At 34.5% G+C, this 17,057-nt stretch carries 11 protein-coding genes and 2 tRNA genes; 9 read left to right on the top strand and 4 right to left on the bottom strand.

The genetic code is table 11. The features are described from left to right. Positions 1-65 precede the first annotated feature (65 nt). Positions 66-5,603 carry an alpha-2-macroglobulin family protein gene (locus tag BLV84_RS00890; RefSeq protein ID WP_093238094.1) on the top strand — a complete coding sequence of 1,846 codons (5,538 nt, stop codon included), beginning with the start codon at positions 66-68 and terminating at the stop codon, positions 5,601-5,603. Between the two features lie 72 nt (positions 5,604-5,675). Beyond that, complete coding sequence (pbpC, locus tag BLV84_RS00885; RefSeq protein WP_093238091.1) at positions 5,676-8,042, top strand: penicillin-binding protein 1C; 2,367 nt, start codon at positions 5,676-5,678, stop codon at positions 8,040-8,042. A gap of 24 nt (positions 8,043-8,066) precedes the next feature. On the opposite strand, the gene BLV84_RS00880 is transcribed toward pbpC, so the two are convergent. Beyond that, entirely contained in the window at positions 8,067-8,984 is a 918-nt protein-coding gene (locus BLV84_RS00880) for a zinc metalloprotease (RefSeq protein ID WP_143521307.1), read from the bottom strand. A gap of 170 nt (positions 8,985-9,154) precedes the next feature. On the opposite strand from BLV84_RS00880, the gene BLV84_RS00875 reads away from it, so the two are divergent. From BLV84_RS00875 to BLV84_RS00845, 7 genes are all read left to right on the top strand, one after another. Continuing rightward, the gene (locus BLV84_RS00875) at positions 9,155-9,847 is read left to right on the top strand and encodes a MotA/TolQ/ExbB proton channel family protein (RefSeq protein WP_093238085.1); all 693 of its coding nucleotides are present in this window, start codon (positions 9,155-9,157) and stop codon (positions 9,845-9,847) included. 4 nt (positions 9,848-9,851) lie between these two features. Continuing rightward, entirely contained in the window at positions 9,852-10,244 is a 393-nt protein-coding gene (locus tag BLV84_RS00870; RefSeq protein ID WP_093238082.1) for an ExbD/TolR family protein, read from the top strand. A 1-nt stretch (position 10,245) separates the two neighbouring features. Next, a complete protein-coding gene (locus BLV84_RS00865) occupies positions 10,246-11,115 on the top strand; it encodes an energy transducer TonB (protein WP_093238079.1) in 870 nt (289 codons plus the stop codon). Continuing rightward, a complete protein-coding gene (locus BLV84_RS00860) occupies positions 11,116-12,336 on the top strand; it encodes a bifunctional folylpolyglutamate synthase/dihydrofolate synthase (protein WP_093238076.1) in 1,221 nt (406 codons plus the stop codon). A 64-nt stretch (positions 12,337-12,400) separates the two neighbouring features. After that, positions 12,401-12,475: transfer RNA gene (locus tag BLV84_RS00855), tRNA-Val, on the top strand. 38 nt (positions 12,476-12,513) lie between these two features. Next, positions 12,514-12,588: transfer RNA gene (locus BLV84_RS00850), tRNA-Val, on the top strand. Between the two features lie 465 nt (positions 12,589-13,053). Continuing rightward, positions 13,054-13,410, top strand: coding sequence for a hypothetical protein (locus BLV84_RS00845; protein WP_093238073.1), 357 nt, complete (start codon positions 13,054-13,056; stop codon positions 13,408-13,410). A 386-nt stretch (positions 13,411-13,796) separates the two neighbouring features. Here the strand turns inward: BLV84_RS00845 and BLV84_RS00840 are convergent, their stop codons facing one another. From BLV84_RS00840 to BLV84_RS00830, 3 genes are all read right to left on the bottom strand, one after another. After that, positions 13,797-14,759 carry a YfaP family protein gene (locus BLV84_RS00840; protein WP_093238068.1) on the bottom strand — a complete coding sequence of 321 codons (963 nt, stop codon included), beginning with the start codon at positions 14,757-14,759 and terminating at the stop codon, positions 13,797-13,799. A 167-nt stretch (positions 14,760-14,926) separates the two neighbouring features. After that, complete coding sequence (locus tag BLV84_RS00835; protein WP_262501505.1) at positions 14,927-15,892, bottom strand: cytochrome-c peroxidase; 966 nt, start codon at positions 15,890-15,892, stop codon at positions 14,927-14,929. 177 nt (positions 15,893-16,069) lie between these two features. After that, a complete protein-coding gene (locus BLV84_RS00830; RefSeq protein ID WP_093238062.1) occupies positions 16,070-16,972 on the bottom strand; it encodes a DUF6850 family outer membrane beta-barrel protein in 903 nt (300 codons plus the stop codon). Between the last annotated feature and the right edge of the window lie 85 nt (positions 16,973-17,057).

The raw sequence follows: 17,057 nt of genomic DNA, 5'->3' as shown, positions 1-17,057 counted from the left end.
TCATTATAAAAAAATCTTGTTAACCGAGATTATTTGCTATAACTTTGAACGATAATCCTTTCTCCATGAAAAATCTTTTCCGTTTTCTTTTACTAAGCATATTTTTAATTTCATGTCAAGACGAAACACCGCCTGAAACTGATAACTTATTTAAGTTCAAAGAATTTATTTCTTATCATTCACAAGGCAGAGTTTCCATTGCAAAACCTATCAGAATTAATTTAGCTCAGCCTCTAGAGCAATATGAATTGTCTCAGGAAATCCCAGCAAGTTATTTAGAAATTTCTCCAAATGTCAAAGGGAAATTATATGTTGAAAACAATAATTCTTTAGTCTTTCAACCAAATGAAAATTTAAAACCAAATACTGAATATCAAGTTACATTAAAATTAAGTGAGCTTTATGATGACATTGGTGATGATTTTAAAAAATTCAGCTTTAGCTTTAAAACAATTCAGCCAAATTTTAAAGTCAATCTCGGGAACTTACAATCTTATTCTAAAGAATGGCAGTACGTAACAGGCGACATAGAAGCTTCAGATGTAATTGATTTTTCAAAAGCAAAAAAACTTATTAAAGCGTCTCAAGACAAGAAAAGCCTTTCTATAAAATGGCAAGACGAAGCTCAAGATGGAAATTACTTTAGATTTAAGATCGACAGTATTAAACGACAAGTTGATGATTCTCAAGTAAGGATTGAATGGGATGGTGAAGCGATTGATGCTGATCATAAAGCTCAAAACGATTTTGATATTCCTGGTCAAAATAATTTTACCATCATCGATATCAAAACAAATTTGGCTCAACAAAGTTCGTTAGCAATTAACTTTTCGGACCCGCTTGATGAGAAGCAAAACTTTAAAGGCTTAATAACGATTAAAGATCAAAATAACTTGCGATTTGAAGTTGATGGAAACTTGCTTAATGTTTATCCTTCAACTCGAATAACAGGTCAAGTTAATATCAATATTTTTAAAGGCATAAAAAATAATTCTGGCTATTCATTAAAGAAAGATTTTTTAGAAACTGTGTCTTTTGAACAACTAAAACCTGCGGTACGTTTACTTTCTAAAGGGGTTATTTTACCAAGTTCAGCATCTACACCTATCTATTTTGAAAGTGTCAATCTTTCAGCTGTTGATGTTCGTGTCATCAAGGTTTTTGAAGATAATATGTTACAATTTCTTCAATCTGGTAATTTAAACTCACAAAACAATTATAACATTCGACGTGTTGGTCGACGAATTGCTAAAAAAACGATCAGTCTTTCTCATGAAAACGATTTAGAATCTAATTCATGGAAAGCATATGCGATTAATATTTCAGATTTTATAAAAGCTGATCCAGGTGCGATGTACCAAATTGAAATCAGCTTTAAAAAAGAATACAGCAATTATGAATGTGCTGAAACAAATGATCTATCAGAAAATGAAGAAGTCAATGAGACAGATTTCACTTCAGTAGAAGAAGAGCTTGAAGAACAGTATTGGAATAATGAAATTTATGATTGGCGAAACACACCATACAATTGGCAAGAGCGTGACAATCCTTGTGATCTTTCATACTATGACGAAGATCGTTTTGCGAGCATTAATGTTTTAGGATCAGATTTGGGACTTATTGTTAAAGAAAGCAATAATCGCTCTTATCATTTTGCGACAACAAACCTCATCACAGCTCAACCAGAAGGCGGCGTCACTGTTGAATTATATAATTTTCAGCAACAGCTCATTTCTTCAATAAGAACGAATCAAGAAGGCTTCGCATTAAGTGATAATGCTGAAAAAGCAGCTTTTGCTATTGCGCGACAAGGAGAAAATTATGCTTATGCCAAACTTGATGGTGGAAATGCACTTTCGTTGAGCAAATTTGATGTTTCTGGAAAAATTCTAAAAAAAGGTTTAAAAGGTTTAATTTATGCAGAAAGAGGTGTGCACCGACCAGGAGACACCATTCATTTAACTTTTGCATTAAACGACAAAGCAAATCCTTTACCTAAAAATCATCCTGTCAAATTACAGGTGACTGATGCTCGTGGAAAGCTAATGAAGCAAGAAGTTCTCAGCGAGAATAAAGATTCTCAAAATGCTAAAAATGGCTTTTATTATTTTCCTATCATCACTGAAGATTCTTCGCCAACAGGGAATTGGAATGCGACTGTTTTTGTCGGTGGTGCAAGTTTTAGCAAAACAATTCGTGTTGCAACTGTAAAGCCAAACCGACTTAAAATAGCTTTGGACTTTGATGATGAAATATTAGATGCTAGCAAAGCTATTTCTGGAAAACTCAGCTCGACATGGTTGCATGGTTCACCCGCGAGAAATTTAAAAGCTGAAATGGAAGTGACTCTAACTTCTCAAAACAATGCTTTTGAAGAGTTTCCACAGTATAATTTTACGGATCCTGTTCGAGATTTTGAGAAAATTGAAATGCCAATTTTAGAAAGTCAACTTTCAGAAAAAGGAGAAGTTAATTTTAGTAAAAATATTAATCTTAATAAAAATGCGCCAGGAATGTTGAAGGCAACTTTCCTGACAAAAGTTTTTGAAGGTGGCGGAGATTTCTCTATCGATGTTTTTTCAAAGAAATTAGCACCTTATAATTATTTTGTTGGACTCTTAGCGCCAGACCCACATCAGTATGGCGCTTATTATACTGATGAAAACACTGTTTTTGATGTTCTTACAGTTAATGCGCAAGGTGAACTTGCTGGCAATAGAGAACTTGAAGTCAAAGTTTTTGAAATCGAATGGCGTTGGTGGTGGAGTCGTGGAAAAGACAATTTATCTCGTTACGACAATACCAATACTTACAAACCAGTTAAGGAATTTACAGTCACGACTAATGCTGAAGGTAAAGGGCAATTTACAGTGAATATTCCTGAGCGTCAAAGTGGTCGTTATCTTGTTCGTGTGATTGATAAAGTTTCAGGGCATGCAACAGGAGAAACTGTTTATTTTTATAGAAACTGGTCTAAAAGACCAACAAGCGGTGATGCAGAAAGTGCAAAAATGTTAGTTTTTTCTTCTGATAAAGATGCTTACAAAGTTGGTGAAGATGCTGTGATTACTTTTCCTTCAGGAAATAAAGGTCGCGCGTTTATCAGTATTGAAAATGGAACAGAAGTTATCAGCAAACAATGGGTTGATACGCAAAAAGGTGAAACTCAAGTTTCAATTCCGCTCACTGAAGAAATGGCACCTAATGTTTATGTCAATATTTCTTTGATTCAACCACACGAGCAAACCAAAAATGATTTGCCAATCCGTCTTTATGGGATTATTCCGCTAATGGTTGAAAACCCAAATACTAAATTAAATCCTGACATTGAAATGCCTCAGGTTTTAAAACCAGAACAAAAGTATAGCATCAAAGTCTCTGAGGAAAATGCTAAAGAAATGACTTATACTTTAGCCGTTGTGGATGAAGGTTTACTTGATTTAACCAGATTTACAACGCCTAATATTCATGCTGCTTTTTATGCGCGAGAAGCTTTAGGCGTCAAAACTTTTGATGTTTTTGATGATGTTATCGGTGCATTTTCTGGAAGTGTCGATCAAATTTATGAAATTGGTGGAGGCGATGCTGCAGCTGGAGCTAAAAATAGAAAAGCTGATCGCTTTAAACCAGTTGTGACTTATTTAGGGCCCTTTCATCTTCAAAAAGGAGAAACGCAAACGCATGAATTATACATGCCAAATTATGTAGGTTCGGTGAGAACAATGCTCATTGCAGGGGATCATAAAAAAGCAGCTTACGGAAATGCAGAAAAAACAGTTCCAGTGAGAAAGCCTTTAATGGTGCTTGCTTCATTACCAAGGAAACTGTCTCCTGGAGAAAAAGTAACGCTTCCCGTGACTGTTTTTGCGATGGAGGACAAAGTGAAAAATGTGTCTGTAAGCATCAAAGAAAGCGAAGCTTTTTCACCGATTGGTTCAACGTCTAAAAATATTTCATTTAATGAAATTGGCGAGCAAATTGTCAATTTTGAATTTGAAGTCAAGAGTTCAAACCAACCTCAAAATTTTCAAATTTATGCTTCTGGAAATGGAGAAAAAGCTAAAACATCGATTGAAATTGATGTTGAAAATCCAAATCCTATTTCTCAGATTTCTAAAACTTACACTTTAGAAGGAAAGGAAATGAAAGAAATCAATTTTGAAGCTTTTGGTGTTGAAGGAAGCAATTCAGCTTCTATAGAATTTTCAACTCTTCCTGCTATGGATTACAACAAACGTATGGATTATTTAATCCGTTATCCACATGGTTGCTTGGAGCAAACAACCTCTGCTGGATTTCCGCAGTTGTTTTTAGGGGATGTTTTTGATATTACTTTTAATAAGAAAAAAGAGATTGAAGAAAATATCAAACAAGTGATTCAGCGTTTAAATAAATTCCAAACGCATAATGGCGGCTTGACTTATTGGCCTGGTCAAACTGAAATTGATGAATGGAGTACAAATTATGCAGGTCATTTTATGCTTGAAGCCAAGAAGAAAGGTTATGCCTTGCCAATTAGTTTTTTAAGCAATTGGTTGAGCTATCAACAAAATCAGGCGAGACAATGGCGTAACTCTTATACGAGATATAACTCTAGTTTAACGCAAGCTTATCGTCTTTATACTTTAGCCTTAGCTGGAAAACCTGAATTGGCTGCGATGAACCGTTTACGAGAATCTGGTGAAATGAGTAATGATGCCAAGTGGCGATTGGCTGCAGCTTATGCTTTTGCTGGAAAAGAAAGTGTGGCTCAACAAATTTCAGAAACAGCCAACATTAACTTTAAACCTGAGAAGTATAATTATTACACCTATGGTTCTCCTTTCAGAAATAGAGCGATGGCTTTGGAAACAATGGTTTTACTTGGCGATGATCAACAAAGGGAATTGTCAGTTTCTTTAGCTAAAAACTTATCTTCTCAGCGTTGGTTTAGTACGCAAGAAACTTCTTATGCCTTAATGGCTCTAGCAAAAATGGCTAATGAAAATGGCGGTAAAGCGATTGAGATAAATTATGAATTGAATGGAGAATCATCAAATGTAAAAACAAAAAAAGCTTTAGCTGAAAGAACTTTAGATATTCAAAGAGGAACGAATTCATTGATGCTTAAAAACCTCAGAGATAACAGGCTTTTTGTAACAGTATCACAATCAGGAAAACTTACTTTGGGTGAAGAGTTAATCGATCAAAGTAATCTTGTGATGAAAACACAATTTATTGATGGCGCAGGGAATCCGATTGATGTTTCTAATTTAAAACAGGGCACACAAATCATAGCTCAAGTTGCTGTGACTAATACTTCTATGGATGCTGTTAGCAATGTTGCTCTGTCGCAAATTTTCCCTAGTGGTTGGGAAGTGATTAACACGAGTTTTACTGATTTAGGAGAAGGAGTGAATAGTGAAGCTGATTATCAAGATATTCGTGACGATAGAGTGAAATATTATTTTAGTGTTGATGCTAATAAAACGAAAGTATTTAACATTAAACTTAATGCTTCCTATTTAGGAACATATTATTTGCCTGGCGCACAAGTGGAGGCAATGTATGATGCAACTTATTTTGCAAGAACACAAGGTAACTGGGTGAAAGTTGTCCAATAATAATTCTAAGAAGCTCAACTTTATCTTTCAAGTTGAGCTTCTTTTAAAGTGTAAAATATTGAGCCGTTTAAGATGAAAAACAACAAAAATTCTACTTTAAAATTTTTGAAAAATCATTTCATCAAGTTGAGTCTTCTTGTTATTATCGGTTTAATTTGGTTTTTCTCATTACCTAAAGATTTATTCAACGCTCCAACATCAAGTATTTTAAAGAGTAGAGAGGGTGTGCTTTTGGGTGCGCGTATTGCAAAAGATGGACAATGGCGATTTCCTAAACAAGATAGCGTTTCTTATAAATTTGAGCAATGTATTCTTTATTTTGAGGATGAATATTTCTATCAGCACCCAGGTTTCAATCCAATTGCAATCTCAAAAGCCTTATGGCAGAATATAACAACCGATCAAAGGCGAGGCGGAAGTACAATCACTCAACAGGTGATTCGTTTATCTCGACAAAATCAATCCAGAACTTATCTTGAAAAGTTGATTGAAATTTTTCAAGCCACGCGATTAGAATTAAGAGAGAGCAAAAAGGAAATCCTAAATCTATATGCAACTTATGCGCCTTTTGGCGGAAATGTAGTTGGTTTAGAAACGGCTTCATGGCGCTATTTTGGTGTTCCGTCAGAAGATTTAAGTTGGGGACAATCTGCAGCCTTAGCTGTTTTGCCAAACGCACCTTCCCTTATTTTCCCTGGTAAAAACGAATTGATTTTAAAACAAAAACGCGATCGCTTACTCAAAAAACTCAAAGATCACTCAGTGATTGATGCGACGACTTATGAATTAGCCATAGCTGAAAATCTTCCGAGCAAAGCTTTAGCCTTGCCAGAAATAACACCACATTTGACAGAGAAATTAAAAAAAGAACATGAGGGTGTTCAGCTAATATCAACAATTCGATATCCACTTCAAAAAAGATTAAATAGAATTGCTAAGGAAAATTACAATCGTTTACGTCAGAATGAAATCCATAATCTTTCAATTCTTGTGCTTGATGTTGAAACACGTGAAATCTTGGCTTATGTCGGGAATTCACCCACAACATCAGAACACGATCATTACGTTGACTTGGTTCAAGCCTCAAGAAGTACAGGGAGTATTCTGAAACCTTTTTTATACACAGCAATGCTAAATGATGGTTTGCTTCTCCCGAATACCTTAGTTGCTGATGTACCAACTTCAGTGAATGGTTATAATCCACAAAATTTTGATAAAGAGTTTAACGGGGCTGTTCCTGCGAGCCTTGCCTTATCTCGGTCTTTAAATGTACCATCTGTGAGAATGTTGAGAGAGTTTGGCTTACAGAAATTTTATAATCAGTTTAAAAATCTTCACCAAAAAAATGTGAATAAATCAGCTGATTATTATGGACTTTCATTCATATTAGGCGGTGCAGAAAGTTCACTTTGGGATATTACGAAAGCTTATGCTGGCATGGCTTCAACATTAAACTTTTTCAATTCTTCATCTAGCGAATATCGAGAAAATGAATTTGTGAATCCGATTTATTCAAAACAAGAAAAACTTGATTTTGGAAAAGTTCAGTATCAAGCTCAAGTTTGGGATGCAGGTGCGATATATGAAACTTTCGAGGCGATGAAGGAAGTTAACCGACCTCAGAGTGAAGAAAGTTGGGAATTTTTTAACGACAGTCAAGCTTTGGCTTGGAAAACAGGCACAAGCTATGGTTTTAAAGATGCTTGGGCAGTTGGTGTAACACCAAAATATGCCATCGGTGTTTGGGCAGGAAATGCCGATGGAGAAGGTCGGCCTGGTTTAACAGGTATTCAGGCAGCAGCACCGATTTTATTTGATGTTTTAAATTCTTTGCCTAAAAGTGGGTGGTTTGACATTCCTTATGATGAACTTGTTGAAGCTGAAATTTGTCAAAAAAGCGGATATCTTTCAGGACTTTATTGTGACGATGTAAAACTTGAGTGGATTCCTGAAAAAGGAACACGAACATCAACTTGTCCTTATCATCAGCAAGTTTTTTTGGATGCTTCTGAACAATTTCAGGTCAATTCTTCATGTTATCCTTTAGCTGAAATTCAGAATAAAAACTGGTTTGTCTTACCTCCGATTATGTCCTATTATTATTCTGAAAAGCATCCTGAGTACAGAAGTTTACCGCCTTATAAAAACGGATGTTTGAAAGAAGGAGAAGAGTTGATGCAATTTGTTTTACCTAAAAAAAATGAAATCATCACACTTCCAAAAAATTTTAAAGAAGAAATCAATCCGACTATTTTTAAATTAGCGCATCGCAATTCTGAAACGACGGTTTATTGGTATTTAGATGAGGTTTATTTAGAAAGTACAGAAACTTTTCATGAAATTTCTATACTACCAAAACCAGGAAAACACACTTTGACAGTCGTTGATCAAGAAGGGAATAGTTTATCTCAACAAATAGAAATTGAAGTCAATTCATAGTAAAGAACGATTCTTCAATAATTCTTATTTTTTCGAATCAACAATCATTTTTTGATAAAAATCTTGGAGTTCAATGGTTTCCCTGACGCGGATACCTTGGCCAACGGTAAAACGCGATCTACATGATTGTTTGGTATAAGCCATAAAGTTTCTGACATCATCTTCGGTGATATTGTAAGGTGTGCCATCGCAATCTTTAGCATTACCAGTGTATTTACAATCGTCAGTGATATTATTTCCTTCTGATCCATACATACTCGGAACTGCATTGGTGTCAACCACGTAATCTCCTGCACATTTTGCATTAAATTCCAGATTATCAGGATCACGCGTGACTTTTTCACACCTTTCAGATTTAAACCTTTGGTGCGTGTGTATCAACCTAAAACTATGGCCAACTTCATGTGGTAAGATGCCTGTGTTATAATTCAGCATATTCACTGCTAATTTATTATAGCCAAAATTGACACCTCTCAAACCATCATCAAAATTTGTAAACCGGTATGGAACAAAAATATTGAGTGCATCATCTTTGACGTATTCATCTTTAAAGTCTCGTAAAAATTTAGAAAAATTTTTTGTGCTTCCCCAGTAAGCAGTAGAATTGTTGATATGCTCAAATTCATTCAATTCAAAACAAATATTCATATCGGCATAAGCGGAATTCAAAAGCCCTAAAGCTTCCATCACTTTTTCTTCAGTTAAAGGATCCTCACTTTCACCATTATCTTTATTAATTCCCCAAAAATTAATACGGATAACAATCTCGGGATATTCAGCTAATACTTCAGGATCGATAGAAAAACTGTAGCTTTTGCTTGGCGTGCATTTTCTTTGTTGATCTTCATCTGAATTAATAACGATACAATGACTTTTCATCGGCATAAAATTCAGCAAAAGAATAACTAAAAATGAAATTTTTGTCAGCTGTTTAAAATCCATAAAAAGAAACTTAATCATGATTGAAGAATTATAGCGAAACATGAATGCCTATAGGATGCCATCGAAGTGGTAAATGAGATTAAAATAATGAAATCAAATCATTCAGGTTTAGAATAAAAATGTAATTTAGTGAAAATTTTTTCGTTATATCACTAAACTGATAACACATTATGCTAGCATATTTTATTCAAGGAGTTGATGAGGCTGCCGTTGAGCAAGTTTCTGAAGAAAAAACACTTTCAGTTATTGACTTGATCCTCAGTGGAGGAGCTGGAGGAACAATCATCATCATCATTTTGGCTGTCTTACTTTTCGTTGCACTTTATATTTATTTTGAGCGCTTATTTGCAATCAAAGCAGCTTCAAAAACTGATAAAGATTTTATGAATCAAATTAAAGATAATGTTTCTCACGGAAATATTGAAGGTGCAAAAATGCGCTGTGCTCAAGAAAATTCACCTGTTGCACGTTTAACTGCAAAGGGGATTTCACGAATCGGGACACCTTTAGAAGATATCAATACAGCCATTGAAAATGCTGGTCGATTAGAAGTTTATAAATTAGAGAAAAACGTGAGCGTGCTGGCAACAATTGCCGGAGCAGCACCGATGATAGGTTTCTTAGGAACTGTAATTGGGATGGTTTTAGCTTTTTACGAGCTCGCAACAAGTAGTGGTCAAGCCGAGATGGGCTCGTTAGCCGAAGGAATTTATACAGCGATGACAACAACAGTTGCAGGGCTTATTGTAGGTATTATTGCTTACATTACCTATAACCATATTGTTGTTAGAACTGATAAAGTCGTTCACCAAATGGAAGCGACTGCAGTTGACTTTTTAGATTTATTAAACGAACCGACTTAATTTTATGAATTTAAGAGGAAGAAATAAAGTGAGTCCTGAATTTAGTATGTCGTCAATGACAGATATTGTCTTTCTGTTGCTGATATTTTTCATGCTAACTTCACCAGTAATCACACCAGAAGCGCTTGATCTCATTTTGCCAAAAGCGAAAGGAAAATCAACAAACAAACAAAATGTTTCTGTCAGTATCACTAAAGATTTAGAATATCACGTTGATGGTGAAAAAGTCGCTTTCGAACGCCTTGAGTCTGCTTTGAAATCAAAATTAGCAGATGTTGAAAACCCAACAGTAATATTAAGAGCAGAAAAGGATATCATCTTACAAAAGGCTGTTGATGTGATGATGATCGCTAATGAAAATCAGTACAAATTAATTTTAGCTGTAAAACCGAACTAAATTGAAGTTTTTAAAAACAAAACATCAAAAAAAATCATTTATCATTACAAGTATCATCTATGCGGTGATTATTTTGTTGATGCTGGTTTTTGGTTTTAAATATTTTGATCCTCCAAAAGAAAAAGGTATTGCAGTTAACTTTGGAACTACTGATTTTGGGTCGGGTGATGTTCAACCTAAAGAACCAGTAAAAACATCTCCGCAAAAAAATGTTCCAGAACCAACTCCTGTTGAAGAATCTTCATCTGTTGCTGAAGAAGAAGATGTGATTAATCAAGATGTTGAAGACGCTCCAGTCATCAAGGAAGATAAAAAAGAAAAGCCTAAAAAGGAACAAAAAGAAAAAACTGAAAATCAACCTGTTGAAAAACAGCCTGAGAAAAAGCCTGAAAAAGAAAAAAAGCCAGAACCTAAACCAGAACCAAAGCCAGATAAGTCAGTGACTGATGCGATGGAAAGTTTAATGAACGGTCCAGAGAATGATGGAGAAGCGGCAGAAGGTGAAGGCGATGATCAAAAAGCAGGTGATAAAGGCGATCCTGATGGAGACCCGAACGCTAAAAATTATTACGGAACTGGCAAAGGTTTAGATGGCGATGGCAAATACAGACTTGGCGGACGTAAAGCTTTAAATAAAGAAAAATATACTCAAGATTGTAATGAATCGGGCGAAGTTGTTGTGAGGATTGAAGTTGATAGAAACGGAAATGTCATCAGAGCAACAGCAGGAGTGAAAGGAACAACCAACAGTAGTCCTTGCTTGTTAGAGCCAGCCAAGCGTGCCGCTTTAGATACGAGGTTTAACAGCGACTCAAACGCACCTTCAAAGCAAGTTGGTTTTATCACTTATGTTTTCAAATTATCCGAGTAAATGACTTATGATGAATGTTTAGATTGGCTTTTTAAGCAATTGCCAATGTATCAAAACAAAGGCGGAGCGGCCTATAAAAAGGATTTAACCAATATTAATTTGCTTTCTGGTTATCTCGGAAATCCACATCAGGAATTTAAAAGTATTCATGTCGCAGGTACTAATGGCAAAGGTTCTGTGAGTCATATGTTAGCTTCTATTTTACAAGAAGAAGGTTATAAGGTTGGTTTGCATACCTCGCCACATCTCAAGGATTTTAGAGAGCGCATTAAAATTAATGGTGAACCAATTGAAAAAGAAAATGTCGTTGAATTTATAACTAAACATCAATCTTTTTTTGAAGAAAATGAATTGTCTTTTTTCGAAATGACTGTTGGCTTAGCCTTTCATGAATTTGCACAACAAAAAGTTGATATAGCAGTTATTGAAGTTGGCTTAGGAGGTCGTTTAGATTCTACAAATATTATATCACCTTTACTGTCGGTGATTACAAATATTGGTTTTGATCATACCCAATTTTTAGGTAAAACCCGTCCCAAAATTGCAACGGAGAAAGCAGGAATTATCAAGCCTGACACGCCTGTTGTAGTTGGTGAAAAAAATTCTGAAACTGAATCTATTTTTAAGAAAATAGCAAAGACAAATAATGCAAATTTAATTTTTGCAGAAGATTTAATTTTGCCAAATTTTACTTCTGACTTAAAAGGAATTTATCAGCAGAAAAACATACAAACAGCTGTTACTGCTTGTCAAACTTTAATTGAGCAATGTGATTTTAAACTTTCCAAATCTTCAATTGAAAAAGGTTTACATAATGTTATTCATAACACAGGCTTGTTTGGGCGTTGGCAAACCCTGCAAGAAGAACCACGGGTTATAGTAGATACAGGACATAATAAAGAAGGTTTAACACATGTATTGTCGCAACTAGCCGAAGAAAAATATGATCAATTACATATCGTTTTAGGTTTTGTAAAAGAAAAAGACATCGAAGAGATTTTAGAGCTTTTCCCTAAAGAAGCTTACTATTATTTCTGTCAGTTAAAAATAGAAAGAGGCATGGATGCCTATTTCTTAAAAACGAAAGCAGAAGAACAAGGTTTAAAAGGAGAGGTTTATTTGTCTGTGAATCAAGCTTTAAATTCTGCGAAGGATAAATCTTCAGCATCAGATTTAATCTTTATTGGCGGAAGCACATTTACAGTAGCAGAAATAATTTAAAAAAAATGAAAATAAAATTTTGACATATTAAAAATAGGCTTATATTTGCACTCGCAATCCGAAAGGGTGCGTAGCTCAGTTGGTTCAGAGCATCTGGTTTACACCCAGAAGGTCAGGGGTTCGAATCCCTTCGCACCCACAAAACCCTAGCGATTCGTTAGGGTTTTTTAGTTTAAGGGGTCATTAACTCAGTTGGTTTAGAGTGTCACGTCGACAACGTGGAAGTCACTGGTTCGAATCCAGTATGACCCACATCAAGCAGAAATCCAATACCATATAAGGTGTTGGATTTTTTCATTTCACAAAAGCTTAAGCTTCGCTTAAAAGCTGATGTGAAATGAAAAAAGACAAAGAAACGCGATAGCGGTTGGATTTCTATTTGCAGTCGTGGTTCTCATCTGGATCAACATTAGTTAATCCGAATTTATGTAAGCTTCGCTTAAAAGCTGATGTGAAATGAAAAAAGACAAAGAAACGCGATAGCGTTTTGGATTTCTATTTGCAGTCGTGGTTTTACTCTGGATCAACGCTAGTTAATCCGAATTATCAGATATTAAACTCTAACTCATAAATACAGATTTATATGTCATTCTGAACTTGTTTTAGGATTTCAATAAACTAATCTTGTGATTCCCTCTATAATTTAATTATCATATTAATAGGTGTTTTATTTGTTTGTTATTATTGAATATTATTAATTAAAATATATATATAATTATGAAAAAAATTATTTTATTGTTAGTGTTAGCTGTTTTATCATTCAGCTGTGAGCAAGAGAGACTATTACAAGATGATTCTAATTTTGAATCAGAAGAAACGAGGGAAAGTCAAGAATTAAATATTGATAATTATCCAGTAACCATCGCTTTAGAAAAAGGTTTTTTAGAAACTACCTATGATTTGAATGAGCATGATTTAGAGCATCTCATGAGTTCATTTACAGAAGAGTTGTATAATACAGATTTATCCTCAGAAAGTGAGAATTATCAAATTGGATATGAGTTCTCGATTGATGGGAGTTCAGGGTTATTAACTTTAAAGCCTTTTAGTGAAGAAAAAACTGTTCAGAAATGATTTATGATCTTACGGTGAATTGAAAAAACACTCGTTTTGATGTGGTGAAGTATGAATATAAGAAGAATTCAAGAAAGCAGTAAGTGAATTAGCAGAAAGTCTGATATCAGGCAATGCTAAATATATTCGTGTTTAAAAAATGGATTTAATGCTGTTGTGTGTTGTTGTTTGATTGACTGCAAAAATAATTAAGAACCTAGAAAAAATTCTGCTCTATGCGGAATTTTTTTATTTACAGTTGTGATTTTACTTTGTATCAACATTAGTTAATCCTGAATTATCAGATATCAAACTCTAACTACAATCTTTTTAATAAAAAAACCAGACATCAATTTCTTGACATCTGGTTCAGCAATCTAACTTAAATTAACAACTTAAAATTAAAACTATCTGTTATTTGAGATTTCTAACTTTTTTATAGCTGATTGCGTTTTTGGTTTTGGTTTAAACAATTTATTCGGCATTGGTCTCGACGCGTCCTCTGATATTGTAAAACTAAAGACTGGTTCAATATCGTTTTGAATATCCGATCCGCCATTGTTACTTGGGAAATCTATAGGGAAGTTCCCAGTGTAAGGATTTTGAGTAGAGGTAGGTATTTCTACGCCATCCAAATAGACTGATGCAACATAATTTGTGGCTATTGAAGGATCACAATTTGAGTACATATCAACATATACATAATATGTTCCAGCATCTAATTGTGCGTCTTCTGAGTATGTGATATTTTCATTATTTATGCCATCAATTGAACAAGCAGGATTGGAGTCTAAATCTAGCTCACCGCCATTGGCACTCATCATACTTCCATAGTAAATATGGTCACCGTTTGGCTCTATAAGATGTAAATCAACGTCTTTATCATTGTCAAAAGATAAACTCACCTGAAGTGTTCCTGTCCCGACACTCATTACATTTAATTCTGCGATGATGCTTTGACTTATTTGATGATCAATATCTAAATAGGCTAAGCGAACGCTGAAATTATCTTCTTGGTTAAGTTGGTTTATTTTTAGAATAAAACTTTGGTCTGAATCATTATCAACAGGAAGTTCATAAAAGCCAGACTCATTTTCTGCACCAATTAGAAGTTTTTGAGCAGGTGTGCTTGTTCTGATTGTGGCAAATGAGGTTCCACCAGGAATTACACTTGTGTTCATATTGATAATTTCTAAACTCGCATCTGTTGTTGAAGATGGAAAGTTTCTATTCTGCAATTCTGCATCTTGCACATCAAACAGGTTATCAATCGTTGCGTCCATTTCGTTTCCATCGTCATCACTGCTACATGCATTGATACCAATAAAAATAAAAGCAAGTAAACTTAATTTTAATAATCTTGATTTCATCATAAAAAGGATTAGTTAAACTTATAATTTTCAACTAAATTACCTTTTTTAAGCATACGAATCAGCTTAGTTGTATGGTTGACATCAATGAATGTGTAAGCTGTAAGTTTTTGATGGTAAGATACTTATGCGGCGATCTCTTCCCGTAATAACTGATTTTTGTAAGATTACTGAGGAAGCTTTTTAGGTGGTCTTTCTCTATAAATTGTAGATGATAAACTGTTCAGAAAGGCTTCAAGAGATGCTAACTCATCTTGGTTTAAATCAAGTTCTTTTAATAAGTTTGATTTTGTAGGAAACAAACTGTCATTCTCTTGCTCTTTTGAAGGAACAAGCGTTGCCATGCCTGCGTTGTACATATTAAGAAGACCTTCTAAATGCGGAAAAAGTCCGTTATGCATGTATGGTGCAGTATGTTTTAATTCTCTTAAAGAAGGTGTTTTAAACTTACCAACATCTTCAGCTTTTTGTGTAACATAGTAGCGACCTAAATCTTCAAATTCTTCTCTTCCGTAATAGGAAAGACCTAGATTATGAAATTGTTGATCGGTAAATAATGGAGAGTTATGACAATTGATACACCTTGCTTTAGTTCTAAAAAGATGCAATCCTTCTACTTCTTGGTTGGTAAGTTTTGTACTGTCTCCTGAAATAAATTTATCAAATCGACTTTTACGGCTGACAATTGTGCGCTCAAAAGCAATAATGGCATCGAAAATATTATCTTCAGTGATTTGATTCTCACCATAAACTTCTTCAAAATAAGCTTTGTAACCTTCAATATTTTGAATTGTTTTCACAGCTTCATCAATACCGTGATTCATTTCTATCGGATTTTGAACAGCAGCTTTGGCCTGTTCAGCCAGATTAGCCGCTCTTCCATCCCAGAATATTGTATCCATATGTCCGATATTGATGATAGACATTGTATTTCTACTTCCAGGACTTCTGTCGTGACCAAAAGCAACGCGTTTACCATCAGCCCAACCTGTGTTGGGGTCGTGGCATGATGCACAAGCTATCTGTCCGGAACTCGACATACGCGGATCGTAAAATAAAAACTTACCGAGCTCACGTTTTTTTTCTGAGTAACCACTTTCTTTATCAAACTTAAGATCAGGAAGAACGCCTATTTCCTGAAAATTAATGACTTGGCTGTCTAAATGTGGCTCTGGCCAATTTTCTTTATTGCCACTGCTATAAACTTATTTCAGTTCAACGATACTGTAATATTTTTCTTTATCAGTTTTGTCACAGCTGAAAACAAATGTTGCTAAGCAAAAGTAAAATATGTATTTCATCATTATTTATCAATAAAAAAGGCGTAAACCAAAATTAGTAAAATGACTTGAAGATATCCTTAATTCAGGAGCATATTTCTGATACTCATCACTTAAAGCTGATAGATTTTTATAATTTAAAAAGAATCTTAAGCTTTTTTGATTGGATAATTTTAAAGTATAATTGATTTCAGCACCTGCTCTTAATTTTGATGTGCTATCAAAAGCGTGATCAGGCTTAATAACGCGATCTGTAAAAGAGGTATTGCTCGTCACTTGTGTGGTAATTAAATTTTCCTGAACAGGAATATAAGCCTCAGCCGATACAGCAAAATTGATTTTATTTTTAGAGTTTGTCCAAATATCTTTTCCAAATTCACCTCTGAGCTTTAGAGCTGAAATTTCCTTTTTTGTAAAGCCTAACAAATCTGTATAATCAGAATCTAAATAAGATGCGCTAAATCTTGCTTGCCAAAGCATCTTGTTATTTTCTTGTTGCAAAATTGCTGAATTAAAACCGATAACTTGAATGTTTTGCTGATAATTCTGACCTTGATCAATCACAGAATAATTGTCACCCGTTTGTTGTTGGTAATTAAGTTGAAGAAAATAATCTACTTTTTCACCATCATAATCAAAGTTCAATTTTGTGAGATGCTCAATGCTTCTGTATTTATAGGCAATCAATTTTTCATCAAAATAAACTCTGTTGTTTGCATCTCTATTGTAGCTATTTTTAATAGATTTTAAGTAGTTATAATCCAAACTTACACGACTTCTGTTATATCGATAACTATAAGCTAAACCAGCAGTTTGAGGTCTTTCTCTTTCCAGAAACCTTCTGTAAGAACTGTTGAAAACAACGCGACCGTAACCTGAAGAAAATTTTGTAAAAGTCTCTTTATAAACAGGCGCATTTTGAGTGTCATCCATACTAGTGATGCGTTAACTTTTTTTAATTTTAATTAAGCTCTTTATTTATGGGGCTTTAGAGCTGTTCTTTGATTTTTTGATTTGA

This window comes from Psychroflexus halocasei (assembly GCF_900107595.1).
Taxonomy (GTDB): Bacteria; Bacteroidota; Bacteroidia; order Flavobacteriales; family Flavobacteriaceae; genus Psychroflexus; species Psychroflexus halocasei.
This window is presented reverse-complemented; position numbering and strand designations above follow the sequence as displayed.

Excerpts from the sequence above, each read along its gene's own strand:
- BLV84_RS00890 (WP_093238094.1), top strand. The coding sequence starts at position 66 with ATGAAAAATCTTTTCCGTTTTCTTTTACTAAGCATATTTTTAATTTCA.
- BLV84_RS00880 (WP_143521307.1), bottom strand. The coding sequence starts at position 8,984 with ATGGATTTTAAACAGCTGACAAAAATTTCATTTTTAGTTATTCTTTTG.
- BLV84_RS00840 (WP_093238068.1), bottom strand. The coding sequence starts at position 14,759 with ATGAAATCAAGATTATTAAAATTAAGTTTACTTGCTTTTATTTTTATT.
- BLV84_RS00845 (WP_093238073.1), top strand. The coding sequence starts at position 13,054 with ATGAAAAAAATTATTTTATTGTTAGTGTTAGCTGTTTTATCATTCAGC.
- BLV84_RS00870 (WP_093238082.1), top strand. The coding sequence starts at position 9,852 with ATGAATTTAAGAGGAAGAAATAAAGTGAGTCCTGAATTTAGTATGTCG.
- BLV84_RS00830 (WP_093238062.1), bottom strand. The coding sequence starts at position 16,972 with ATGGATGACACTCAAAATGCGCCTGTTTATAAAGAGACTTTTACAAAA.
- BLV84_RS00875 (WP_093238085.1), top strand. The coding sequence starts at position 9,155 with ATGCTAGCATATTTTATTCAAGGAGTTGATGAGGCTGCCGTTGAGCAA.
- pbpC (WP_093238091.1), top strand. The coding sequence starts at position 5,676 with ATGAAAAACAACAAAAATTCTACTTTAAAATTTTTGAAAAATCATTTC.
- BLV84_RS00860 (WP_093238076.1), top strand. The coding sequence starts at position 11,116 with ATGACTTATGATGAATGTTTAGATTGGCTTTTTAAGCAATTGCCAATG.